Here is a 24,616-nt window from a genome sequence, read left to right as displayed (position 1 = left end):
TAACTTCTGGTATAACTCCGCAGAGGAGGACCGGGCCCGGCCGTACGGGCCGCGCTACAGATGGTTACAAGGTCCACTCCCTTGTCGCTGGAGAACGTATGTATGCTGCTGAACCCCCTCTTGCGCCCGTTGCCACGGGCCGCCGCGAACGCAACAAGCAGCGGATGAGGGAACGAATCTTCTCCGCCGCCCTGAGCCTCTTCGCCGAGAAGGGCTTCGAGCAGACGAAGGTCGACGACATCACGGAGCGCGCCGACGTCGCGCGCGGCACGTTCTTCAACCACTTCCAGCACAAGGAAGAGCTCGTCACCACCTGGAGCAGCCAGCGCCAATCGCGATTCGAGGAGAAGATGCGCCAGAGGACGCCCTCGAACGACGAGCTGTGCGTCGCCCTCGGGCGCTGCATGACGGCACTCGTCGAGATCAACGAGGAGGAGGAGCCGGAGTTCAACCGGGTCATGCTCACCTCGTGGGTGCGGGCGGGCCTGCCGATCACCGAACCGCCGCGCACGGCCGAGGTGTTCGCCGACGTGATCCGGGCCGGACTGGCGGAGGGCAGGATCAGGTCCGGCGTGGACCCGATGCAGGTGGGGTACCTCCTGCGGGACGCCTACCTGGGCGCGCTGTTCCGGTGGTGCCGCGGCGACCTGAAGGACGACGGCCTGGCCGCGGAGCTGCAAAGCATCGTGGACTTCCTGCTGCCCAGCATCGTCCACGACAGCCCCGTCGCCGGCCGCGCGAGGTAGCCGTCTGCGCACGACTCACCGATGGGCCCACCCACGACGCCGAAGGCGCCGCCCGATCGCCGGGCGGCGCCTTCGAAGTCGGTGGATCCGAGGTGACGGACCGTCAGTCCGACGCGCCCGTCCCGCGCGGGGCCACGTCCCGGATCAGACAGGTCAGCCGCGAGGTGCAGACCCGGCGGCCCTGGTCGTCGGTGATGACGACCTCGTAGGTCGCCGTGCTGCGGCCGCGGTGGACGGGAGTCGCCGTGCCGGTGACCACCCCCTCGCGCATCCCCCGGTGGTGGGTGCAGCTCAGCTCCACCCCGACCGCCACCCGCTCGGGGCCGGCGTGGAGGGTCGCACCGATCGAGCCCACGTGTTCCGCCAGGACGGCCGAGGCGCCGCCGTGCAGCAGGCCGTAGGGCTGGGTGTTGCCCTCGACCGGCATGGTGGCCACCACCCGGTCGGCGGCGGCCTCGACCAGCACGATGCCCATGCGGTTGCCGAGGTGCCCGGAGGCGAACATCGCCTCCAGGTCCACGCCGCCGTCGGCGAAACGGCTGAGGACCTCAGGCGGGATCGCCGCCGTGCGCGGCATGGTCTGCGTCTGGGTCTGCTCACCCATGGGTGCGGCTCCGATCGGCGATGGGGTCGGGAAAGGGTCGCTCGTAGGACTGTAGTTTGCCCCATCTGTCCATCGCTGCACTGTGATTGACGTCTCGCCGTCAGAAAGTGTGCGGCGCCGCGGCCCCGACCGACATGAACCTGGCATGTGACTCTAAACTTAAATCCTAGTATAAGTTATGCAAGGGCCGACCCAGCCCTCCGCGGGCTCGTTCGGATGCCGTACCGGTGACCGAGGAGCTCCCCACCCGTGGAGCAGGACCTCAGGAACTGACACCCTCACCCCACAGGAGAACGCATGGCCGACGAAGCCTCCGTCGCACTTGTCCCGACGGGCCGCCGGGAGCGCAACAAGCAGCGGATGAGGGAACGTATCTTCTCGGCCGCCCTGAGCCTCTTCGCCGAGAAGGGGTTCGAGCAGACCACGATCGACGACATCACCGAACGCGCCGACGTCGCCCGGGGCACCTTCTTCAACCACTTCCAGCACAAGGAAGAGCTCATCACCACCTGGAGCAACCGCCGCAGAGAGCGGCTGGAGGACAAGCTCCAGCAGGAGGCGCTCGCGGAAGTGGACGTCAGTAGAGCCCTCGCACGGTGCATGACGGCCCTCGTCGACATCAACGACGAGGAGCCGGCCGAACTCAACCAGGTCATGCTGATGTGCTGGGTCCGGGCAGGCCTGCCGATCACCGAACACCCCTACACCGCCGAGGTGTTCGCGGACGTGATCCGGGCCGGCCTCGCCAAGGGCCGGATCCGCCCCGGCACCGACCCCCTCCAGGTCGGCCACCTCCTGCGCGACGCCTACCTCGGCGCCCTGTTCCGACTGCGCCGCGACGACCTCAAGGGTACGGACCTGAGGCTCGAACTCCAGCGCGTCCTGGACACGGTCCTCCCCAGCATCCTCACCGACGCCCACTGATCCGTCCCGGCTGATCCGCCCCCGCTGATCCACCGCCGCCGATCCACCGCCGCCGGCCCACCCCCGCCGATCGCGGCGGGTGGTCCGGTCCCCGCCCCGGGCCGGGAGCACGGTCCTGCCCGGGGGCGCCTCCCGGAGCCGACTCCCGGGTTCGGTCTCGTCCTGGGCGCGGACGAACTCCCCCACCTCTGAATGGTCCTCTTGACCCAGGCCGGAAATCACCGGCACGGTCCGTTCAGAGGGGTTCCTCCGTGTACGAGAACACACCGCACAGCCGCGTCCAGCGCTCCCGCCGACCCGGCCGGCACCGGGCGGCGGCGGTCGTGACCGCCGTGGCCGCCGGTGTCCTGGCGGCCGGCGCACTGGCACCGAACGCGGCCTTCGCGGGCGGCAGGCCGGACACCGTCCAGCAGAGCCTGAACTCGCTGGTCAAGGACGACGGCCTGCCCGCCGCACTCGCCTCCGTCAAGGGCCGCGACGGCCGCACCCGCACCTACACCGCCGGCGTCGGCAACCTCGCCACCGGCGCCAAGCCCCCCGTCGACGGCCAGGTGCGCGCCGCCAGCAACACCAAGACCTTCACCGCCGTCGTCGTCCTCCAACTCGTCGCCGAGGGCAAGGTCGGCCTCGACGAGCCCGTCGAGACCTACCTCCCGGGCCTGGTGCGCGGCGACGGCATCGACGGACACACCATCACCGTCCGCCAGCTGCTCCAGCACACCAGCGGCCTGCCCGAGTACGTGGACAAGGGCGCCATCCTCACCAGCCCGAAGCGGTACTACGAACCGCGCGAGCTCCTCGACGCGGCCCTGGCCCAGAAGGCCCACTTCGCCCCGGGCTCCAGCTGGGAGTACTGCAACACCAACTACCTGCTGGCCGGCCTGATCATCCAGAAGGTCACCGGGCGGCCGCTCGGCGAGGAGGTCACCAAGCGCGTCATCGACCGCATCGGCCTGCGCCACACCTACTTCCCCACCCCCGGCGACACCACCGTCCACGAGGCCCACCCCCAGGGCTACAACCGGGAAGCCGACGGCTCGCTCCGCGACTACACGGAGCTGGACCCGTCCTGGGGTTGGGCGGCCGGGGCGATCGTCTCCACCAACACCGACCTCAACTCGTTCTTCTCCGCACTCCTCGGCGGCCGCCTCCTGCCCGCGGCCCAGCTCGCCCAGATGCGCACCACCGTCCCCGCCGAACTCCTCGGCCCGGGCGTCCGCTACGGCCTGGGCCTCCAGAGCAAGCCGCTCCCCTGCGGCGGCCTCGCCTGGGGCCACGGCGGCACCATCCCCGGCTACCGGACCTCCGGGGGCGTCACCGACGACGGCCGCGCCTTCAACATCGCGGTGACGGCGATCCCGGGCGACGAGGCCGGGAAGCACATCGAGGCCACGGTCGACGCGGCCCTCTGCCGCTGACCTCGCACACCCGGCAATTCCCCCCTTCGGCAGAGGAGTTCCCCAGTGAACGAGCACATCCAGCACAGCCACGTCCCACCTTCCCGTCGACCCGGCCGACACCGACCCGGCCGGCACCGGACGATCGCGGTCGTGACGGCCGTGGCCGCCGGCGCCCTGGCGGCCGGCGCGCTGGCACCCAGCGCGGCCTTCGCGAGCGGCAAGCCGGACACCGTCCAGCAGAGCCTCAACGCCCTGGTCAAGGACGACGGCCTGCCCGCCGCACTCGCCTCCGTCAAGGGCCGCGACGGCCGCACCCGCACCTACACCGCCGGCGTCGGCAACCTCGCCACCGGCGCCAAGCCCCCCGTCGACGGCCAGATCCGCGCCGGCAGCAACACCAAGACCTTCACCGCCGTCGTCGTCCTCCAACTCGTCGCCGAGGGGAAGATCGGCCTCGACGAGCCCGTCGAGACCTACCTCCCGGGCCTGCTCCGCGGCGACGGCATCGACGGACACACCATCACCGTCCGGCAGTTGCTCCAGCACACCAGCGGCCTGCCCGAGTACATGGCCGCCCCGGCCCTCGCGGACTTCATCCCCATCCAGTTCCGCTACTTCGAGCCCCGCGAGCTCCTCGACGGCGCCCTCGCCCAGAAGGCCCACTTCGCTCCGGGCACCAGCTTCGAGTACAACAACACCAACTACCTGGTCGCCGGGCTCCTCGTCCAGAAGGTCACCGGACGACCCGTCGGCGAGGAGATCACCAAGCGCGTCATCGACCGCATCGGCCTGCGCCACACCTACTTCCCCACCCCCGGCGACACCACCGTCCACGAGGCCCACCCCCACGGCTACCTCAGCCTGCCGGACGCGCCCCCGGTCGACTACACCGACATGGACACCTCCATGGCCTGGGCGGCCGGAGCGATCGTCTCCACCAACACCGACCTCAACACCTTCTTCACCGCCCTCCTCGCCGGCCGCCTCCTCCCCCCGGCCCAACTCGCCCAGATGCGCACCACCGTCCCCGCCGACCCCCTCGGCCCGGGCGTCCGCTACGGCCTCGGCCTCCAGAGCCGCCCCCTCTCCTGCGGCGGCCTGGCCTGGGGCCACGGCGGCACCATCGTCGGCTACCGCTCCCGCGGCGCCGTCACCGACGACGGCCGCGCCGCCAACATCACCGTCACCACCGTCCCCTCCGACGACGCCGCCCACCACATGTCCACCGCCCTGGACACAGCCCTCTGCCACTGACCCACCCCCCTCGGCCCAGCTCCCCCGGCCGACCGGTTCACCAATTACCGGTGATCGGAGTCCAGCCCGGCTTGCCGACCTTCGCCGAACCCAGCGTCGCGCCCCGCTGGTTGCCCTCGCAGAAGGCCGCCGGTGCCCGGGTCGTACGCGCCGATCGAGCTCGGCTTCTTGTCGTCGACGATGTTCTTGTACCGCAGGCCGGTGTCGTAGCTGGTGGGCCAGCCTGGTGAGGGGCGCTGCTCGGCCGCCGCCGGTGTGGCGCTCAGGCAGGCGGTGAGGTTGCTCAGGGTGGCCCGGTCGTCGGCCGCCGCCAGGGCGCCGGCTCCGGGGGTTCCTGCGGGAATCGCGGACTGCGGGGCGGGCTTCCAGCCGTGCGGGAGCCCCGACGGGGGCTCCCGCGCGAACACCCATGGCGCCCGGATTCCGCACACTCGCACCCGATGGCGCGCCTGTTCACCGAACCACGGGTAGGCGGATCACCGCCGCCGCCCTGCGAAACGCAACGCACTGGGACGAGGTGGTGGTCACGCTCGACTTCGAGCACCTGCGCCGCCACGACCTCCAGCGGTTTTCGACCGGAGCGGCACGGCGACGAGCTGACAGTTCGCCAATGTTTACTTTGGACACGGACGCTCCGGGCCCACCGAAATCGGCAGGGGCTGCCCCCTGTTCTCCCGCACAGGTTCCCGCCGGTCTGCGTCCGCCGGCCGGGAATGCACGGCGGCTCGCCTGGCGGGCTGCGGGAAGCGGAAAGCCGCCGGCCCGACGGTTACGTCGGCCCGGCGGCTTGGTGGCCGCGGCGTCAGCTGGCGGGCTGCGGGTCAGCTTCCTCGACCGGGGCCTGCGCCTGCGCCACCTGGTCGGGCTCGTTGCGGCGGGACCACGGCAGCGACAGCAGGGCGGTCAGGCCTAGCAACGCGGCCCCGCACCACAACGGGGCTCGCAGTCCCAAGTGGGCGGCCAGCAGGCCGCCGCCGAGTGACCCCACCAGCAGTCCGAGCAGGCTGAAGGTGCGGGTGGCCCCGGTCACCCGGCCGATCAGCTCGCCCGGGATCAGGCTCTGGCGCAGTGAGGAGACCGTGATCGTCCACACGGTGGTGTAGAAGAAGTAGACCGCCAGCATCGCGGTGACCACCAGGGCCGAGTCGGTGACGGCCATCACCAGGTAGGCCACGGCGCCCAGCAACAGGGTCGCGCCGACGGTGCGCCCGGTGCCGAGCAGTCGGCGCACTGCCGGGGCCACGAAGCTGCCGACCAAGCTGCCCGCCGCCGAGACGGTCAGCGCCAGGCCGTACTCGGCCGGGCTCAGTCCCAGGGTGTTGGTGGCGAAGAGCACCAGCACCGAGAACGGCAGCATGTATGCCAGGTTGGTGACCACCGACATCAGCGCCAGGGTGCGCAACAGCCGGTGCCCGGCCAGGTAGCGTAGGCCCTCACCAATCTGCGCAAGGGCGTTCGGTCGCGGCTCCCCGGGGCCGTCGGCGGCCTCCCCGGTGGCGGCTGGTCCGGGGGTGAAGTCGCCCTTCAGCCACCAGAAGCAACACGCAGCGAGCACGAAGGACGAGGCATCCAGTAGCACCGGCAGGATCGCGGCGATGCCGAACAGCAGGCCGCCCAGCGGCGGCCCGGCGATCTCGTCGCAGACGGTCTGCGCGGCCGCCAGCCGTCCGTTGGCACGGTCCAGGTGCCTGGGGGCGACCACGGTGGGCAGCACCGAGAAGGACGAGACGTCGGCGAGCGTCTCGAACAGACCGAGCACGACGAAGACGCCGTAGAGCGCCCAGATCGAGGCCAGGCCCAGCCAGACCAGCAGTCCGAGCACTGCGAGCACCGCACCGCGGACCAGGTTCACGCCGACCAGCAGCCGACGCCTGTCGAAGCGGTCCACGGCGACGCCGCTCAGTACCGCCACCAGTAGCCGTGGCACCGCGTAGGCGGTGGACAACCCGGCCACCAGCTCCGGACGGTCGGTCAGGGACGAGGCGAGCAGCGGGACCGCAACGAAGCTCGCCCCATCGCCGAGGTTGGAGACCGCACTTCCCAGCCACAACTTGCCGAACTCCGGCCCCAGCCCCGTCACCGCGCGCCCGCGGAGTCCGCGCCGTGCGTCGGACGCCGTTTCCACCATGTATCTATCTCCTCCGCGATTCGCCGGACCCGGGGCCGGGTCATGACGCTGAAGTGGTCCCCCGGAACCAGACGGACGGTCAGCCCGGCGGACAGGGCAGTCTCCCAGGGCACCCAACGACGGTCGGCGACGTCCCGCTCGGCAGCCAGGTAGAGCACCTCGCCGTCGTACCCGGGTACCCCGGGGCGGGCCAGCACGCCGACGTTGGTCCGGAACACCTCGACCATCGCGCCGAAGCGGCTCTCGTCCAGCTCAGGGCCGATGATGCCCTGCTGCCGCACCCAGGCCCACAGCGCCCCGTCGTCGGGACACTCGACCTTGGTGGTGCCCACCGAACCGATGTGGCCCGCCGCGGCGGCCAGGTAGCGGCTGAACTCGGCGGTCAGGTCGGCGTCCTCGTCGCCGGGGCCGGGCATCGGGGTGTCGATCAGCACCACCTCGGGTCGCGGGCCGGTGGCGGCCAGCCGGTGCGCCATCTCCACGGCGACCACCCCGCCCAGCGACCAGCCGACCAGGGTGACCGGCCCGGCAACTCCCCCGGCGGCCAGCAGGCCGAGGAAGTGCTCGGCCAGTTCACCGGCGGTGCGCAGCGGGGCGCGGTCGTCGTGCAGGCCTGGGACGGCGGCTGCGTACACCGGCCGGTCGGTGTCGAGCGCGCCGGCCAGCGCGGCGTAGCACAGGATGTCCCCGCCGATCGGCGGCAGGCACAGCACCGCCGGGCCACTGCCGGGCCGGATGGTGCGCAGGGTCCCGGGGCCGGCGCCGATCCCGGGGCCCGTGCTCTCGCCGAGCAGCCGAGCGAATGACTCAACTGTGGGGGCCTCGAAGAGTTCGACCGGGTGGAGGTCGGTGCCGCAGATCTCGTTGAGCCGTGCGACGGCCTGCAGGGCGACCAGTGAGCGGCCGCCGAGTTCGAAGAAGTCGTCGTCCAGGTACACCTCGGGGCGCTCCAGCATGGCGGCCCAGGTGTCTGCGACGGTGCGCTCCAGTGCGGTCACCGGTGGCCGGCCGGTGCGCTTCCCCGGCTCCGCGCCCACGGCCTCGGGTCCGGCCGCCACATCAGGAAGCGCCTCGCGCAGCCGGGGGGCCAGCGATTCGACGGTCGCGGACAGATCGGCCGCCGCCGTGCCCAGCAGCCGGAGCAGGTCGTCGGCCAGGCGCTCGGCGGTGGTCGGGGCGACGCGGTCGGTCGCGTAGGTCAGGTCGATCCGCAAGCCGCCGTCGCGGCGCTCGCCGATCCAGAGGCTCAGGTCGAACCAGGCGGTGGCCGAGTGCGCCTCCACGTCCTCGCCCGCCAGGCCGCCCAGCCGGACGGGCCGTTCGGAGAAGCCCTCCACCGACAGGAAGGCCGAGAACAGCGGGTTGCGCCCGGGTTCCCGGCGCACCCCCAGCCGGTCCACGAGCCAGTCGAAGGGCACGTCCTGGTGCGCGTAGGCCCGTAGCGCCGAGCCTCGCACGGCCGACATCAACTCCTGGAAGGAAGAGTCCCCGTCGGGCCGGACCCGGAACACCGTCGTGTTGACGAACAGGCCCACCACCTCGGACCACTCCGCCTGCGCTCGCCCGGAGACCGGGCTGCCGATCACCAGGTCCGCCCGGCCGGTGTGCCGGCGCAGGACCGCCGCGTAGGCGGCGAGCATCACCATGAACAGCGTCGCGCCCTCGGCCCGGCCGAGCTCGCGCAGCGCACCGGTCACCGTCCCGGACAGCTCCCGGGAGACCACCGCGCCCTCGCCGGGCCGGCGCGCCGGGTCCACCTCGTCGGCGGGAAGCCCCAGGTCGGCCGGAGCGGAGGCGAGTTCGGTGCGCCAGAAGGCCAGGCTGCGCTCCGCGTCCGGACCGTCCAGCCACTCCCGTTGGCCGGCCGCGTACCCGGGGTAGCTGGCGGTCGGCACCGGCTCGGGGGCCGGACCGCCGGCCAGGTGGGCGTCGTACCGGGACTCCAGCTCGCCGTACAGGAGGTCCAGTGACCAGCCGTCGGCGATGCTGTGGTGCAGGTTGAGAAGCAGGACGTGGTCGTCCTGGGCCAGCCGCAGCACGGAGGCCCGCACCAGCGGGCCCCCGGCCAGCAGGAACGGCGTGCGCGCGTCCGCCTCGGTGTGCCGCAGCAGTTCGGCCTCGCGCTCGGCGGCGGCCAGGTCGCTCAGGTCGACCAGCGGGCACTCCAGCGGTGCGCCGGAAGGCAGTTGCAGCGGTTCGCCCAGCACCTCGACGTAGCGGATCCGCAGCATCTCGTGCCGCTGCGCCAGCTCGGCCAGCGCACGGCGCAGCGCGGACACGCTGAACCGCCCGCGGAAGCGGTGCGCCGACGGCAGGTTGTAGAGCGCGCCGCCGTCGGTGAGGCGCTCCAGGAACCAGAATCGCCGCTGGGCCTCCGAGAGCCGGAGCCGGGCGGCCGCCGCGGGGTTGGCCGCGGCGCGCGCCAGGAAGGTCTGCCGCTGCTGCGCGGTCAGCTGGGTGAAGCGTTCGAATCCGCCGGTTGCCATGCCGTTCCTCGAGACGTCGTCAGACTGCGGTCAGGGCGTCCGGCGCAGTGATCCGGGGCCAGTTGCGCCGGTCCTCGCCATGCGCGTGGACCAGGGCGAGGGCGATCCGCTCCAGGCCGAAGGCCACGCAGGAGCTGTGCGCGGCGTCCTCTCCGTGGCGGATGTCGAACCGGCGGCCCAGGTGGTCCCGGTGCCGGTTGGCCGAGGCGATCGCCGTCCCCGGGTCGGTGTCGGTGAGCTTGGCCACGAACTCGTACTTGAGCCCCTGTTCGAGCTGGGTGGAACGCATCAGCCGCCCGCCCGGACCGAAGAACGGGTCGGTCGCGGAGACCACCCGGACGTCCAGGCCCAGCCCGCCGAGGAACGTCTCGCAGCGCGGTATCCAGGAGTCCCGCCAGTCGGCGGCCTGCTCGGCCGAGCCGACGGTGACGAACTCGCGCATCCGGAAGCTGCGGAAGCGACCGGTCTCGCTGGTCGCCTCGTGCCGGTAGCAGTAGCCGGCCGCGTCGAGGACGACCTGGTCGTCCAGCTGCTGGCCCGCCAGTTCGGCGTAAAGGTTGTAGCAGACCGCCGGGGCGAGCACGACATCGGTGGCCGGGCGCTCGTCGGCCGGTCCGCCGCGCTGGTCGGACCGGTCGGACGCGTAGGCGTGCACGGTGCCGAGCAGGTGCGGGAAGGACTCCGCGTACTCGGCCCGCTCGATCCGTGCGGCGCTCATCAGCGGCGGGTACCAGACCGGACCGTGGCCGGTCCCGGCCGTGGCGGTGAGCGCGTCCTGGAGCTCGGCGACGGTCCGCTCGAACGCGGGCCCGAGCGCGGGCGCTCCGGGGATTCCGGTGTCCTTCACAGCTGAAACGCCCTTTCGCCGAGGAGCAGCAGGTCGGAGGTGGCCAGGTCGATCTGCCGGTTGGAGACCATCAGCCGGGCCGAATGGAGGTCACGGATGTGCCGGGCGACGGAGTAGGGGCCGTCTTCGGTGTAACCGGCCATGCCGCAGATCTCCAGGGCCGCCTCGGCGATCCGGGCGGCCTCGACGGAGACCGAGGTCTTCAGGGCGTTGGCCCGGGTGGTGACGGTGTGTTCACCGTCCGCGTCGCCGTCCCAGCGGGCGTAGTCCGCGGCGAAGCTGCGGACCGCGCCCTGCAGCAGGGCCAGTCGGGCGTGCACCTCGCCGAGGCGCTCATCGGCGAAGGTGCCGCCGTTGCCGAGCGCGGCCCGCGCCCGGGCGCGGGTGAAGCGCGCCGCGCGGCGCACCGCGTCGCCCGCCACGCCTGTCCAGACGCCGGCCCACAGCACGTGCGAGAGCGGCACCATGCAGCGGGTGGCGGTGGTGCCGAAGGGCTCGGCGAGCACCTGGTCGGCCGGGACGGCGGCCCGCACCAGGAACGGCGGGCTGACGGTGCCGCGCATGCCGAGGGTGTTCCACCCGCCGGTCTGCTCCAGCTCCAGCTGGTCGCGCCGGGCCAGCACCAGGACCTGGTCGGTGGCCGCGGCCTGCTCGTCCCGGCGGACGGTGATCAGGAAGGCGTCCGCGACCGACCCGTACGAGACGGTGGTGGCCCGCTTCTCCAGGCGCAGCAACCCGCCGTCCGGGACGAGCGCCGCCCGGCTGGTGCGCAGGTTGCCGCCGATGCCCGCCTCGGAGGTGACCGAGGCGATCAGGTGCTGCTCGCGGGCCGCCTCGGTCAGGTACCCGGCGAGCGCCGGGGAGGCGGCGGCCGAGCGGGCCAGGCAGGCGACCTGGAGCTGGTGCATTGCCCAGATCATCGCGGAAGCGGCGCAGTGCCCGCCGAGCCGGGAGCCGATCCGGGTGAGCTGCTCGACGCCCAGGCCGGGGCCTCCGTACTCGACGGGCACCGCCGCGGACCACAGGCCCGCCTCGCGCAGGGCGGCGATGCTCGCAGCCGGGACGGTGGCGGTGCGGTCGGCGCGGACTGCCTCGCGTTCGAGCAGTTCGGCGCGGACTGCGATCGCGGCGAGCGCCGCCTCCTCGGTCAGCGTCGCGGCTCCGGCCGGCCGGGCGGGTGCCGGCACGGTATCCAGGTCGGTCGTCACCGTGCGGCTCCCTCGGTCTCCAGCACCTCGACGCAGGCGTCGGTGAGCCGGTCGATGCTCGCGAACAGGGCCCGAGTGAGCATCCGCTCCGGGAACTCGATCGCCAACGCGCCCTCCACGGCCAGCATCACCCGGGCGGAGGCGAGCGAGGTCAGGCCGTGGTCGTACAGGTCGTCGGTGACCGCCAGCAGGTCGGCGGAGGGCTCCACCTCGGCGTTGCGGGCCAGCGCGTCCCGGACGGCGCGCTCGCAGCGCTCTCGGGTGGTGGTCATTGGTCCTCCTCGTGGTTCCGGTGGATCGCCGAGAGCAGCTCGGCCGCGGCCCGCCGCTGCTCCTGGTCGCGCTCGCCGAGGTCGCGGACCAGCCGCAGCTGGCGCTGCGGCGGGACGCCGCCGGACTCCAGCGCGATGGTGTGGGCCAGGTACCAGCGGCGTTCCAGGGCGGCCAGGCCCTCGGCGACCGGCCGCAGTTCGGGCAGCGGGCGGGCCAGCGCGGCCAGGAACCGGGCGAGGTACATCCGCTCGGCGGCGACCCCGCTGACGTCCGGGGCTCCGGTGGCATCAGCCGCCAGGTGGTCGGCGAGCGCGGCGGCGTCCTGCTCGTCGTGCGCGCGCAGCTGTTCGCCGAGTTGCCGGGCGAGGGCGACCGGCCCGGGGCGCCGGGTGGGCCCCGATCGGACCAGCAGAAGCCGGGAGTCCTGGGCGCTCGGCCCGGAGCGCAGCCGCGCCCAGTCGACCGGGCGGTACCGGACCGGCTCGGGGTTGTTCATCGGGTCGACGACGACCACCCCATCGGCGTCCGCAGCGACCGCGATCACGCAGTGGGTGATGTGCTGCTTGCCCTCGAACGGGGAGGGCAGGTGGAAGGCGTCCACGGCGGCGGCCACCGGCACGCCGGCCGCCAGGCTCTCCCGCTCGTACGCGCCCGCCTGCTCCGGGTCGGCGAACCGCAGGTCGGCCACGTCGAGGCCGTACCCGGCGCCGGCCGCCGCGAGCCAGCGGCCGCTGCCGTCCAAGGCCGCACCGCCGGGCCGAGAGAAGCCCCAGCTCATGCCGACGGCCTCCTCGGCGGCGGGCACGCCCTGCCAGTCGAGCAGGTTGGCGACGCACTGCTGGTAGCAACTGCCGTACAGCGCGAGGCCGGTGAAGCGCGGTGCGAGGTCAGGCACGGGCGGCCGCCGGTTCGTCCGCGTCCTGGCCGTACACCTCGGCGGCGACCGCGACGATCGCGGCGAAGTCGGGCACCCGGTCGGCCTGGTCGCGCACCAGCGCGGCCAGGCCGGCGAGCGTCGCGTCCTCGAACAACCGGGCCAGGCGCAGTTCGACGCCGATGACCGCCTCGATCCGGGAGAGCACCCGCACCGCGCGCAGCGAACTGCCGCCCAGGGCGAAGAAGTCCGCCTCGACGGTGCCGACCGGCCGCTCCAGCACGTCGGCCCAGACACCCGCCAGCCAGCACTCGACGTCGTCGGCGGGCGCGGTTCCGGTGCCGGCCGACTCGTCGGACCCGGTCGGGGCGGGGGCCGCGGCCGGCAGCGCGCGGCGGTCGATCTTGCCGTTGGCGAGCCGGGGCAGTTCGGCCACCGCCGTGAACCGGACCGGCACATGGGAGGCCGGCAGCAGCGTGGCGACGTGGGCGCGCAGTTCGGCGGCGAGCGGCGCCGGGGCGCCGTCGGCCGGGACGTAGTAGGCGACCAACTCGTGCGGCGCCGTCTCCCGGTCGGACGTCCCGGTCGGGGACAGCAGCCGTTCCAGCTCGGCCAGCTGGTCCTCGGTCAGGTCATCAAGGCTGGGCAGCATGGGGGTGTCTTCCTCTCTCACCGGGTTCAGCGGGTGGCCGTGACGACCGTCATGCGGTCCGTCCACCAGTACTGGCAGTCCGCGGGCGGGACGAGCCCGTCCACGACCTCCACCGAGAACGAGCTGAAATACCGCAGCAGACTGCGCTGGTGGCGCCGGCTGAGCGAGTCACGCTCGTTGGTGTAGTAGGTGAACACCCCGCCGGGCCTCAGGTGGGCGGCAGCCTCGGAGAAGAACGCCTCGGCCACCGTGCTGTCCCGCAGGACGTACTGGTCGAACTCGTCCTCACTGGTGGGGAAGGCGTCCCAGAAGATCCCGTCGAAGTCGCCCAGGGTGGGCATGACGGACTGCCAGTTGCCCTGGATCAGCTCGATGTCGGAGTCCGGGCGCCGAGCGCGCCAGGCCTTGGCCACCTCCAGCACCTGGTCGTTGAACTCGACGATGGTGTGCGAGCGGACGCCCTGCTCCTCGATGAAGGTCGCGGAGAGGCCGAGGCCGAAGCCGATCTCCAGGATGTCGCCGTGGCCGGCGCCGACCCGTTCGGCCATCCGGCGCATCAGCGCGGCCTCCCAGTCCTGCATCACCTGCTGGCCCTCGATGATCAGCGAGCCGTCGTGGTAGTCGGCCTCGCTGTCGTGCCATTCGGCGTTGATCTCGCCGCGGGTGGTGCCGTCCACGAACTCCGGGGCGATCACGTCGAGGTGGCGCAACTGCTCGGCCAGCTCGTCCACGGCCCGGTGCACGACCCAGCGCTGCTGCTCGGCACGCGGGGCGGCGATGAACGAGCCGCGGTGCAGCCCCACTTCGATGGAGAAGTCCTTGTAGCGACGCAGCATGGTCAGTGCTCCGGATCTGTGGTGGTGGTCGGGGCGATGCCGGCGCGGGTGACGCGTTGCCAGGCGGCGGCGGCCAGTTCGGCCGGCGCGGCAGCGAGCAGGGCGGCGACCCGCTCCCTGGTCCGGTCGCCGGCGCCGGCGACGGGCGCCGCGAGGACGGCAACCTGGGCGACCCCGGGGTGGGCCTCCAGGGCGGCGACGACCTCGGCGGGTTCGACCCGGACACCGCGGATCTTGATCTGCTCATCGGCGCGGCCCCGGAACTCCACCTCGCCGTCGGGCCGCACCCGGGCCAGGTCACCGGTGCGGTAGAGCCTGGTGCCGGGAAGGTCGCCGGCGAAGCGGTTCTCCACGAACCGGCGCCGGGTCTCGCCGGCGTTGTCGAGGTAGCCGAGGCCGACGCAGTCGCCGGCCAAGTACAGCTCGCCGACCACGTTGACCGGGACGAGTTGGCGGCGTTCGTCCAGGACGACCGCGCCGGTGCCGTCGATCGGCCGGCCGATCAGCACCCGGCCCCGGTCACCGCCGGTGACCCGGTGGAACATCGAGCCGATGCTGGCCTCGGTCGGGCCGTACAGGTTGTACAGCCGGGCGGGCAGGCCGAGTTCCTCGAAGCGACGGGCCACGCCCCGGCCGAGTTCCTCGCCGCCGACGATGGCGACCCGCAGCGAACCCAGCGCCTCGACCACCTCGGGGCGGCCGACCGCGTGCCGCACCAGGCCGTCCAGCATGGCCGGGACCAGGTCGATGGTGCGCACCCGGTGAGCGGCGATGACCTCCAGCAGCCGCTCCGGCGAGGCCTGGAGGGTCGGCCCGGACAGCACCGCACGTCCGCCGAGGGTGAGCGGCCACAGGTACTCCCACACGCAGCTGTCGTACACCGGCGGGGTGGTCTGCAGCACGGTGTCGGCCGCCTCGGCGCCGAACTCGCGGTTCATCCAGGCGATCCGGTTGGCGACGCCGAGGTGGTGGACCACCGCGCCCTTGGGGCGTCCGGTGGAACCCGAGGTGTAGATCGCGTACATCGGCCGGTCGCCGTGCTCCGGGGCGAGCTGCCACGGGGTCGGGGCGTGCTCGCCGACCGGCGCCGAGGGCGCCCGCACTGTCCGGACGGCCCGGACCGCGGACTGCGCCGCCTCGTCCGCGGCGACCACCGCGAGCGGGTTGCCCAGCTCGGCGAGGATGTCCGTGATGCGCTGGGCGGGCCAGTCCGGGTCGACCGGGACGAAGGCCGCGCCGAGGCTGTTGACCGCGACCATGGCGGCCAGCATCGCCGACCCACCGGGCAGCACCAGCGGGACGAACTCCGGCACCGGTCCGGCCGCAAGCAGCCAACCGCGGATGTCGTCGACCAGCGCCAGCAGTTCCTGGTAGGTCAGGCTCGCGCCGTCGGCGACCACGGCGGTCCGCTCGGGGTACCGGCGGGCGGTCTCGGCGATCTGCAGGGCGAGCGGCGCGCGGGGCCCGGCGGCGGGCTCGCCGACGGTCAGCGCCCGGGCCCCGGCCGGAACGAAGGGGATGTCCTTGACCTTGAGGTCGGGGTCGGCGACGACCCGGTCGACCAGGGCGAGGAAGGTCTCGACCAGCCGGTCCGCGCTCTCCTCGTCGAACAGGTCGGCGGAGTACCAGAGCCGGCCCTCCATCCGTCCGTCGTACTCGCCGAGGATCAGCGTCAGGTCGAGCGTCGAGGTCCGGGCCGGCAGTTCCAGCGTGGTGACCCGGGTGCCCACCAGGTCGAGGTCGACCCGCTCCTCGTCCATCAGGAACATGGTGCGGAAGATCGGGTTCTCGCCGGGCGTGCCGGGCCGGCCGGTGGCCCGCGCGATCTCGTCCAACGGCAGGTCGGCGGCCCCCTGCGCGGCCAGCGTGCTGTGGCTGAGCCGCTGGACGGCCTCGGCGAAGCGCGGGTTGTCGGTCAGGTCGGCCCGCACCGGCAGGGTGTTGACGAACAGTCCGATCAGCCGCTCCAACTCCTCCGAGCCGCGGTTGGCGGTGGGCACGCCGATCGCCAGGTCGTACTGGTCGGCGTGCCTGGCCAGGAACACCGCATACAGGGTGAGCAGGGCGTGGTAACGGGTGACGCCCTCGCGCTGGGCGAGCGCGGTGAGGGCCGCGGTCTGCCGCGGGCCGACGGTGAAGGCCCGGGCCCCGCCGGCACCGCTGGGCTCGCGCGGCGCCTCCCGGTCGGCCGGCAGCGGCAGGCTCTGCGGCAGCCCGTCCAGGTACTCGCGCCAGAAGCCGTGCAGGCCCTCGGCGTGTGCCCGGAACTCGGAGCCGGCCTGCCAGGCACTGAAATCGAGGTAGCGGGCGCCGAGCGGCGGCAGGGCCGGCTCGGCCCCGCGGGCGGTGGCCGCGTAGGCGGCGCCCAGCTCGGCGACGAACAGCCCCGAGGACCACTCGTCGAACGCGGAGTGGTGCACCGCGAAGGCCAACAGCCGGTTCCCGTCCGCGCAGTCCAGCAGCGCCGCGCGCAGCAGCGCGCCGGCGGCCAGATCGAACGGGCGGGCGACGAAGGCGGCCAACAGCCCGTCGGCGGCCCGCAGTTCCTCCGCCGAGGTGGCGGCGGTGACGGCGGTCTCGATCCGGACGGCGACCGGGCGGACGGACTGCACCAGGCGGCCGTCCTCGAACCGGATCGCGGTGCGCAGCGGCTCGTGCCGCTCCAGCACGGTGTGCAGCGCCCGCTCCAGGGCGCCGAGGTCGAGCGGGCCGGACACCTCGAAGACCAGCGGCAGGTTGTAGGCGGCTGACTCGGGGGCGAGGCGGTTCAGGAACCACATCCGCTCCTGACCGGACCAGGCCGGTCCCTGCTCGGCGCCGGTACGCGGCAGTTCGCGCGGGGTGAGCACGACCGGGCCGGTCTGCCCGGTCACCGGGGCGTCGGCGGCGACCACGGCGGCCACCACCGCGGCCACGGTCGGCGCGGCGAAGAACTCGGCGAAGCCCAGCTCCACCCCGAGCCGGCTGCGCAGCCGGGTGACCAGCTGGGTGACCATCAGCGAGTTGCCGCCGAGGTCCAGGAAGCTGTCGTGCGGGCCGATCTCCTGCGCGCCGAGCAGCTCTTGCCACAGCGCAGTGACGGCCGCGACGGCGGCCGGGTGGCCGAGGTCCTCCGGCGCGGACCCGGCCGCGGCGCGGGCGGCGGCCGGGCGCAGGGTGCGCGGCTCGTCCGCGTCGTCGGTGTGAACGGTGTAGCGCTGTGGCTGCGCCGGGGCGGGCAGCCGCTCGGCGGTCGCGGCGGTGAGGGCGGCGACCAGCCGCTCGACCTCGCCGCCGGGGACGGTCGCGAACACCTCGGCGACCACGCGGTCCCGGCCGTCCGGGCCCGGCTCGGCCGCGACCACGGCCTTGGCCACGCCGGGCACGCCCAGTAGGACCAGCTCGACCTCGCGCGGCTGCACGGTGAAGCCGCGGACCTTCAACCGGTCGTCGATGCGGCCGGCGAAGCGGAAGCTGCCGTCGGTGAGGGCCACGGCGCGGTCGCCGGTGGCGTACATCCGGGCGCCGGGCTCCTCCGCGAACGGGTCGGGCCGGAACCGGGCGGCGGTGCGGGCGGGCTGGCCGGTGTAGCCGCGGGCGACGGCCAGGCCTCCGACGTACAGCTCGCCGGGCGCCCCCGGCGGGACCGGCCGCAGGTCGCCGTCCAGGACGTACGCTCGGACGCCGGGCAGCGGGGTGCCGATGACACCAGTGCCGATCGGATCGCCCGGGGCGATCGGGCCGGCCACGATCGAGGTGATCGCCTGCTCGGTGGAGCCGTACATGTTGTAGACCGCGCCGTACGGGCCGGCCACCGCGTGCCAGCGGGCGATCTCGTCGGAGCCGACCTCCTCGCTGCCGACCGCGACGACCCGCACGGTGGCGGGCGGCGGCGGGACGTCCCCGGCCTCGACGGCGGCGAGCCAGGTCGACCAGAAGGAGGTGGGCAGGTCGAGCGCGCTGACCCGGTGTTCGGCCAGGAAGGCGGTGAAGGCGGCGAGGTCAGCGCCGACGGCCGGGTCCATCAGGACCAGCGCTGCCCCGGCCACCCAGGCCGAGAACGCCTCCTCCAGGGTGATGTCCACGCCGAGCGTGGTGAACTGGAGCACCCGGTCGTCCTCGGTCAGCCCCCAGCGTGCGGCGATGCCCGCGCAGTTGTTGAGCAGCGCGGCGTGCTCGGTCAGCACGCCCTTGGGCCGACCGGTCGATCCGGAGGTGAAGACCACGTAGGCGAGATCGGCCGCGGAACCGTCCCGGCGCACGGCGGGCGCGGGCGGCTCGGCGACGGCGAGCACCTCGTCGACGTGGACGACGTCGGCAAGGCCGGCCGCGGCCGCCACGGCCGCGTGCGCCCCGTCGACGAACACCCGGGCCAGGCCGGACTCCTCGGCCACCTCGGCGATCCGCGCGGCGGGCCAGGCCGGGTCCAGCGGCACGTAGGCCGCGCCGCTGCCCAGCACTCCCAGCACCACGGCCAGGAAGCGCTGGTCACGGGCGCCCAGGTAGCCGACCCTGGCTTCCCGGCCGGCGGGCACGGCGGTGGCCACCCGGTCGGCCAGCAGGCCGAGTTGCTCGTACGACCAGTCGCCGTAGCTGCCGGTCACCGCGGGGGCGTGCGGCCGTTCGGCCCGTTGCGCCGCGAATGCCTCGATCACCGATGTCCAGTCTGTGGGCACCGCCACCGTCGTCTCCCCGTTCACCGTCGTCCCCGTGCTCGCCGTTCCAGTGGGCGCCGTGCCAGCGGCGGCCGTATCAGTGCTCATTGCCGTCCAGAATCTGTCGTGCGCCCGCGGCCCGGGCGGGCCAGCTGCGGCGCAGGTCCCGACTCACCGACATCCGCTTGAGCCAGCGGTCGCGGCCGTCGTAGTTCGCCCGGAAGGGCTTGCGCCCGTGCACGGCACGGTGGTTGTCCACGACCAGGATGTCGCCGGGCACCAGCACCACTTGCTGCAGCGCCGCCTCGACCACCGCGTAGAAGTCACGCAGGACCGCCGCCACCACCGGGTCGGCGGGCTGCTCCAGGAAGTACGGGTCCACGCAGACGAAGGGGTGGGCCCGGTCGCCGGTGAGCAGCGCGCGGGGCTTGACCGGTTCGGCGGCGTCAGCGTGCGACTCGTCCGGGCGGTGCCGGAACCGCTCCTCGAAGAGCAGGTCGTACTTCGGGTCCGACAGGTCCCAGTCGGCGGCGCAGCTGACCGTGGTGGCCGCCCGCTGCGGGTTGCGCAGGCACAGCAGCCCGACGTAGTCGGGGCGGTGGCTGTGGAACGCGTCCTCGGTGTGCCACCAGATCGGTTCCTGGCTGGCGAAGTTGATCTGGGTGTTCTCGAACTCGCGCATCGGCAGCACGTCGTGGATCATGGCGCCGCCCTGCTGGGTGTTCCAGCCGAACAGCTCTCCGAACACCGACCCCACCAGGGCGAGTTGGCTCTCGTACCGGTCGGTGCGGCGGACCGCCGCCGGGTCGCGCCAGGTGTCCGGGGTGTCGCCGAGCGCCTCGTCGTCCACCGGCAGGCCGGTGACCAGGGCGAAGGCGGTGTCCTCGCGCTGGCGCATGCCGGTCAGCGCAGCGCGCAGCCGGTGCGGCAGCTGCTGGGCCAGGACGGGCGCCTCGCGGAAGAAGGCGTGCGCCTGCGGCCCGATCGCGGCACCGGCGTGCGCGGCGGCCAGCTCGGCCAGCTGCCGGCGCTCCTCCGGCTCCAGGGCCAGGGTGAGGCCGGGGCTGAGGGGTCCGGCGCTGAGGGGTCCGGCGCTGAGGGATTCAGCCATCGAGCCCTCCGACGGTCTGGGCACGGCGGGCGGCGAGCGGGCGCAGGTCGGTCCAGTGCTCGGCAATGTACGCCAGGCACTCCTCCTCGCTCGCCGGCCGGCCGAGCACCGCCCATCCGAGCGGAGGCTGCCGGTCGGCAGGCCAGAGCGAGTACTGCTGCTGCTCGTTGACCACGACGGTGTGCGAGCCGGTCGCGGCGGGTGCTGAGCTCATGGGGTGGTTCTTCCTTCCGTGGGCGGCGCGGCTACTGCGCCGGGCCCAGCAGGTCGTCGAAGAGGTCGTCGAGGTGTTGGCGTGCGCGCTGCTCGGCCGTGGCGGCACCGGCCGCGTCCCCGTCCGAGGCGTCGGCGGCAGGGTCCGGGTGGGGGGCCGGAGCGACGTTGCGCACCAGTTCGGCCAGCCCGGCCACGGTGGGCCGCCCGTAGAAGTCGGCGAGCGGAAACTCGACGCGGTGGCGGGCCTGAACGGCCCACAGCAGCTTGGTGGCGAGCAGGGAGTGGCCGCCGAGCTGGAAGAAGTCGTCGTCGCGGCCGACCCGTTCGGCGCCGAGCAGGTCGGCGAGCTCGGCGGCGAGCTCCCGCTCCAGCGCGTCCCTCGGCTCGGCTTCCGGCCCGCTGCCAATCGTGAACTCTGGCGCGGGCAAGCGCCGTTGGTCGACCTTGCCGTTGACGGTGAGCGGGAAACGCTCGAGCGCAACGAACGCGGCCGGGACCATGTAGTCCGGCAGCCTGCGGCGCAGGAACTCCCGCAGCTCGGCCGGTCCGGGCGCCGGGCCGTCCTGCGGGACGACGTAGGCGACCAGGCGGCGCTCCGCCGAGCCCTGCCCCTCCACCTTGACGAAGGCCGAGCGCACCGCCGGGTGCGCGTCCAGGCCGGCCTGGACCTCGCCCAGCTCGACCCGGAAGCCGCGGATCTTGACCTGGCCGTCCGCGCGGCCGAGGAACTCCAACTCGCCGTCCGGCAGATGGCGGGCGATGTCGCCGGTCCGGTAGAGCCGGGCACCGGGCCGGTCGGAGTACGGGTCCGGCACGAAGGCGAGGGCGGTCAGCTCCGGCCGTCCCAGGTAGCCGTGGGCAAGCCCCGTGCCACCGATGTACACCTCGCCGCGCGCTCCCACCGGTACCGGCCGGCGCGCAGCGTCGAGCACGTACACCCGGGAGTTGGCGATCGGGCGCCCGATCGGCGCCCAGCCGGTCCACTCCGCGGGGTCGGCCGGCAGGTGGTGGGCGGTGGTGACGTGGGTCTCGGACGGACCGTACTCATTGTGCAGCCGGCCGTTCGGCAGGTCGGTGAACAGCTGACGCAGGTCCTCGGTGACCACCAGCTGCTCGGAACCCGCGATCACCGTCTCCAGCGTGTGCGGCAGCCGACCGCCCCGGCGGTAGCCCTCGGCCACCTGCTGGAGCGCCACGGCCGGGATGAACAGCCGCTGGACGCGGTGCCGGTTCAGCAGGTCGACCAGGCCGTGCACGTCGCGCCGCTCGTCCTCGGTGATCAGCACCAGGGTGCCGCCCGCGCCGAGGGTGGAGAAGATCTCCTGGAACGAGACGTCGAAGCTGAGCGAGGCGAACTGCAGGGTCCGGTGACCGGGCTGCCGGTGCCGGTAGCGGTCCAGCTGCCAGGCGACCAGGTTGCTGACCGCCCGGTGCGGCATCAGGATGCCCTTCGGGCGTCCGGTGGAACCGGAGGTGTACGTCACGTACGCGACCGACTCCGGGTCAGCGGGGACGGCCGGCCGGGCCGGACCGCCGGCTCCGGGTGCGGCGGGTAGCGCGCCGACGTCGATCAGCAGGGCGCCGGTCGCGGGCAGCCGGTCGGGCGTCCCCGCGGCGACCAGGACGACCGACGGAGCGGTGTCCTCCAGCAGCAGCGCGATCCGCTCCGACGGGTGACTCAGGTCCAGCGGCACGTACGCCGCACCGGTCCTGAGGGTACCCAGGACGGCGGCCAGCATCGCGACCGAGCGGGGCACCGCGATGCCGACGAACGCGCCCGCGCCCACGCCGGCCTCCGCCAGCGCTCGGGTCACCGCCTCGGCCCGCCGGTCGAGCTCGGCGTAGGAGACCCGCTCGTCACCGGCCTCGACCGCGATCGCGTCCGGCGTCCGGGCGGCCTGCCGCTCGAACCAGTGGTGGGCCAGCGGCTCGGCGCCCAGATCGGCGGCGGTGTCGTTCCAGGTCCGCAGGACCAGCTCGCGCTCGGCGGGGTCCAGCAGCTCGTGGTCGGTCAGCGGGCGGTCCGGGGCGTCGGCGAGCGAGCGGACCAGCCGGGCCAGCTGCCGGCCGAGCTGCTCCACCGTCGCGTCGTCGAACAGTGCGCCGTCGTACTCCAGGACGAGCTCGGTGTCGGCGGCCCGCCGGGCGGCGAACAGGGCCAGATCGAACTTGGCCCGGCCGCCCTCGGCCTCCAGGGGGGTGCAGACCGTCCCGGGCAGATCCAGCCCGGCGGCGCCGACCTCGTCGGCGGCGAACCACACCTGGAACAGCGGGTGCCGACCGCCGGAGCGGTCGGGTCGCAGTGCTTCCACCACCTCGTCGAAGGGCACCTCGGCCCGGTCGTACGCCTCGGCGACGACCGTTCGCATCCGGCCGAGCAGGGTCCGGAAGGTCGGCGTCCCGGTCAGGTCCGCGCGCAGCGCGAGGGTGTTGAGGAAGAAGCCGATCAGCTCGTGCGTCCAGGCCGGGCCGCGCTGGGCGTACGGCGTGCCGATCACCAGGTCGTCCTGCCCGCCGACCCGGTGCAGCAGGGCCGCCCAGGCGGCCAGCAGGACGGTGACCGAGGTGCAGCCCTCGGCGCGGCCGAGCTCCTCCAACCGGGCCAGGTCCGCCGGGTCGACCGGCACGGCGAGCTGGCGGGCCGGGCCGGGCCCGGACTCCTGCCCCGGGCGGGCGGGGAGGTTCACGGTGGTCGGCGCGCCCTCCAGCCGTTCGCGCCAGTGGGCGAGCTGCTCGGCACGGCCCTCGGTCGGCTCGTGCTGCCGGGCGGCCCAGTCGAGGTAGTGCGCCTTCGTCGGCCCGAGTTCCCCGCCACCGCCGGTGGCCCGGCGGTACAGCGCGGCCAGGTCGTGCTGGAGGACGCCGGAGGACCAATCGTCGAACAGGATGTGGTGGACGGTCAGGGTGAGCGTCCACCGCCGGGCACCGTGCGGGTCGCCGTGTCGGTGCAGGCGCAGCCGCACCGGCGGCTGCGCTCCGGCGAGGTCGAAGGGTTCGTCCGCCTCTGCCCTGACGGCCGCTTCGACCGCGGCCTCGCGTGCTCCCCCGGGGAGCGTGCCGTGGTCCACGATCTCGACGACGGGCGCCTCGGCGAGCACGGTCTGTCCGGGCTCGCCCTGGGCGTCCACCGTGATCCGGGTACGCAGCGCGGCGTGCCGCAGGCACAGCGCGCGCAGGCTCTCCAGCAACGCGGCCTCGTCGAGGTAGCCCTCGATCCGCCAGGCCATCGGCACGTTGTACTCGGCGCTGCCCGGGTGCAGCCGATCGAGAAGCCAGAGCCGCCGCTGACCCGGGGAGAGCGGCCCCTCGACGCGCGCGTCCGGACCTCCGGGGCCGGTCGGGGCAGGGGCGCGCAGGCCGCGCCGGGCCAGTAGTTCCTCGATCCGCCGCTCGCGGGAGCCGGTCACGCCCGCCCCGCAGCGGCGTGCGGGAGGGCGAGCAGGGCGTCGTCGGCGACCGTGCCGAGCGGAGTGAAGTCGCGGGAGGCGAGGAACTCCGGCCGGGGTGCGGGCACCTCGCCCAGCCGGTTGCGGACGCCGTTGTAGCTGATCAGCACCAGGGTGCGGTTGTTCGGCGACATGTTGGGCACCGATCCGTGCAGGATGTTGCTGTGGAACAGCAGAACGCTGCCCGACTCCCCCTTGGGCGCGACGATGCCGCGCTCGCGGGTGGCCCGGGCGAGGGTCTCGGCGGTCAGGGAGTACTTCATCTTCGCGGAGAGCGTCCGGCTCCAGTCCGCGTCCTCCTGCACGGTGGTCTCGTACACGCCCTCCCGGTGCGAGCCGGGAACCACCATGAGCGGGCCGTTGAACTCGTCGACCCGGTCCATGAAGACGGCCGCGCTCAGCGCGTGCGGCGCGGGCATGCCGTCCTCGTCGCGCCAGAAGCGGAAGTCCTGGTGCCACTCCCAGACCTCGCCGACCAGTGCCAGCTTGGCGTTGATCTTGAACTGGTGGACGTAGACCTCGTCGTCGAGCAACTGCCGGGCCGGCTCCACCAGCCGGGGCAGCCGGGCCAGCGCGCCGAACAGCGGGTGGGTCGCGTGCACGCCGTGCACCCCGCGCACCACACCGGTGCCGGCCTCCAGCACGCGGTGCGGGCCGAGTTCTGCGAATACCTCGGAAAGGCCGCCGCGAAGCGCCTCCAGCTCTGCAGAGTCGAAGACGTCAGGAATCAGGATGAACCCGTCCTCGCCGAATAGCCGGATTTGTTCTTCGGTCAGCATGTCGTCAATCAGTCCTCTCCGATGGGGCTGCGGCCAGGCCGATGTCCAAGGCATTCGACCGCCACCTTCACCCACCCCCGGGTCCCGGGCGAGTCACTGCAACTGGTGACTTGACATGCTCACCAGCTTGTGTTTTACGAGGGCCCGCGGGCCGCAGTTGACAGGGTGTAGCGATGTTCGCAGGATGCTCTCCGACCT

General features: G+C 73.4%; 19 protein-coding genes. 4 read left to right on the top strand and 15 right to left on the bottom strand.

Going from position 1 to position 24,616, the window contains the following annotated elements; translation table 11 throughout:
- The first annotated feature begins 164 nt into the window (after positions 1 to 164).
- Complete coding sequence (locus ACFXPX_RS03405; protein ID WP_375887159.1) at positions 165 to 746, top strand: TetR/AcrR family transcriptional regulator; 582 nt, start codon at positions 165 to 167, stop codon at positions 744 to 746.
- 103 nt (positions 747 to 849) lie between these two features.
- On the opposite strand, the gene ACFXPX_RS03400 is transcribed toward ACFXPX_RS03405, so the two are convergent.
- Complete coding sequence (locus tag ACFXPX_RS03400; RefSeq protein ID WP_380639459.1) at positions 850 to 1,350, bottom strand: PaaI family thioesterase; 501 nt, start codon at positions 1,348 to 1,350, stop codon at positions 850 to 852.
- A 297-nt stretch (positions 1,351 to 1,647) separates the two neighbouring features.
- On the opposite strand from ACFXPX_RS03400, the gene ACFXPX_RS03395 reads away from it, so the two are divergent.
- The 3 genes from ACFXPX_RS03395 to ACFXPX_RS03385 all read left to right on the top strand — a co-directional run bounded on the left by ACFXPX_RS03395 (position 1,648) and on the right by ACFXPX_RS03385 (position 4,928).
- Positions 1,648 to 2,274, top strand: coding sequence for a TetR/AcrR family transcriptional regulator (locus tag ACFXPX_RS03395; protein WP_380532898.1), 627 nt, complete (start codon positions 1,648 to 1,650; stop codon positions 2,272 to 2,274).
- A 251-nt stretch (positions 2,275 to 2,525) separates the two neighbouring features.
- Positions 2,526 to 3,692, top strand: a complete 1,167-nt coding sequence (locus ACFXPX_RS03390; protein ID WP_380639457.1) for a serine hydrolase domain-containing protein — start codon at positions 2,526 to 2,528, stop codon at positions 3,690 to 3,692.
- A gap of 123 nt (positions 3,693 to 3,815) precedes the next feature.
- Positions 3,816 to 4,928 carry a serine hydrolase domain-containing protein gene (locus ACFXPX_RS03385; protein WP_380532900.1) on the top strand — a complete coding sequence of 371 codons (1,113 nt, stop codon included), beginning with the start codon at positions 3,816 to 3,818 and terminating at the stop codon, positions 4,926 to 4,928.
- A 44-nt stretch (positions 4,929 to 4,972) separates the two neighbouring features.
- Here the strand turns inward: ACFXPX_RS03385 and ACFXPX_RS03380 are convergent, their stop codons facing one another.
- The 14 genes from ACFXPX_RS03380 to ACFXPX_RS03315 all read right to left on the bottom strand — a co-directional run bounded on the left by ACFXPX_RS03380 (position 4,973) and on the right by ACFXPX_RS03315 (position 24,418).
- On the bottom strand, positions 4,973 to 5,335 hold the full coding sequence (locus tag ACFXPX_RS03380; RefSeq protein WP_380586633.1) for a hypothetical protein: 363 nt from the start codon (positions 5,333 to 5,335) through the stop codon (positions 4,973 to 4,975).
- 395 nt (positions 5,336 to 5,730) lie between these two features.
- Positions 5,731 to 7,056, bottom strand: a complete 1,326-nt coding sequence (locus ACFXPX_RS03375) for an MFS transporter (protein ID WP_380586630.1) — start codon at positions 7,054 to 7,056, stop codon at positions 5,731 to 5,733.
- Positions 7,005 to 9,542, bottom strand: a complete 2,538-nt coding sequence (locus tag ACFXPX_RS03370; protein WP_380586627.1) for an alpha/beta fold hydrolase — start codon at positions 9,540 to 9,542, stop codon at positions 7,005 to 7,007. Before ACFXPX_RS03370 ends, ACFXPX_RS03375 begins: the two co-directional genes overlap by 52 nt.
- Positions 9,543 to 9,561: 19 nt before the next feature.
- Complete coding sequence (locus ACFXPX_RS03365; protein WP_380586624.1) at positions 9,562 to 10,389, bottom strand: aminoacyl--tRNA ligase-related protein; 828 nt, start codon at positions 10,387 to 10,389, stop codon at positions 9,562 to 9,564.
- The gene (locus ACFXPX_RS03360) at positions 10,386 to 11,597 is read right to left on the bottom strand and encodes an acyl-CoA dehydrogenase family protein (protein ID WP_380586621.1); all 1,212 of its coding nucleotides are present in this window, start codon (positions 11,595 to 11,597) and stop codon (positions 10,386 to 10,388) included. The genes ACFXPX_RS03365 and ACFXPX_RS03360 overlap by 4 nt, the downstream gene beginning before the upstream one ends.
- Positions 11,594 to 11,869, bottom strand: coding sequence for an acyl carrier protein (locus ACFXPX_RS03355; protein WP_380586618.1), 276 nt, complete (start codon positions 11,867 to 11,869; stop codon positions 11,594 to 11,596). The genes ACFXPX_RS03360 and ACFXPX_RS03355 overlap by 4 nt, the downstream gene beginning before the upstream one ends.
- Complete coding sequence (locus ACFXPX_RS03350) at positions 11,866 to 12,765, bottom strand: hypothetical protein (protein WP_380586615.1); 900 nt, start codon at positions 12,763 to 12,765, stop codon at positions 11,866 to 11,868. The genes ACFXPX_RS03355 and ACFXPX_RS03350 overlap by 4 nt, the downstream gene beginning before the upstream one ends.
- Positions 12,758 to 13,396 (bottom strand): phosphopantetheine-binding protein, encoded by a 639-nt coding sequence (locus ACFXPX_RS03345; RefSeq protein ID WP_380586612.1) that lies wholly within the window; start codon positions 13,394 to 13,396, stop codon positions 12,758 to 12,760. Before ACFXPX_RS03345 ends, ACFXPX_RS03350 begins: the two co-directional genes overlap by 8 nt.
- A gap of 26 nt (positions 13,397 to 13,422) precedes the next feature.
- Entirely contained in the window at positions 13,423 to 14,232 is an 810-nt protein-coding gene (locus ACFXPX_RS03340; protein WP_380586610.1) for a class I SAM-dependent methyltransferase, read from the bottom strand.
- A gap of 2 nt (positions 14,233 to 14,234) precedes the next feature.
- On the bottom strand, positions 14,235 to 18,893 hold the full coding sequence (locus ACFXPX_RS03335) for an amino acid adenylation domain-containing protein (protein ID WP_380639455.1): 4,659 nt from the start codon (positions 18,891 to 18,893) through the stop codon (positions 14,235 to 14,237).
- Between the two features lie 70 nt (positions 18,894 to 18,963).
- The gene (gene gntD / locus ACFXPX_RS03330) at positions 18,964 to 19,977 is read right to left on the bottom strand and encodes a guanitoxin biosynthesis L-enduracididine beta-hydroxylase GntD (protein WP_380586604.1); all 1,014 of its coding nucleotides are present in this window, start codon (positions 19,975 to 19,977) and stop codon (positions 18,964 to 18,966) included.
- Complete coding sequence (locus tag ACFXPX_RS03325) at positions 19,970 to 20,191, bottom strand: MbtH family protein (RefSeq protein WP_380586601.1); 222 nt, start codon at positions 20,189 to 20,191, stop codon at positions 19,970 to 19,972. The genes gntD and ACFXPX_RS03325 overlap by 8 nt, the downstream gene beginning before the upstream one ends.
- Positions 20,192 to 20,222: 31 nt before the next feature.
- Complete coding sequence (locus ACFXPX_RS03320) at positions 20,223 to 23,600, bottom strand: amino acid adenylation domain-containing protein (RefSeq protein ID WP_380586598.1); 3,378 nt, start codon at positions 23,598 to 23,600, stop codon at positions 20,223 to 20,225.
- Positions 23,597 to 24,418, bottom strand: a complete 822-nt coding sequence (locus ACFXPX_RS03315) for a phytanoyl-CoA dioxygenase family protein (RefSeq protein WP_380586595.1) — start codon at positions 24,416 to 24,418, stop codon at positions 23,597 to 23,599. Before ACFXPX_RS03315 ends, ACFXPX_RS03320 begins: the two co-directional genes overlap by 4 nt.
- Between the last annotated feature and the right edge of the window lie 198 nt (positions 24,419 to 24,616).

Source organism: Kitasatospora sp. NPDC059146, from assembly GCF_042786665.1.
In the GTDB taxonomy this organism is placed as follows: domain Bacteria; phylum Actinomycetota; class Actinomycetes; order Streptomycetales; family Streptomycetaceae; genus Kitasatospora.
Note: the sequence above shows the minus strand (reverse complement) of the source record. Positions and strands in the feature narration are given on the sequence as shown.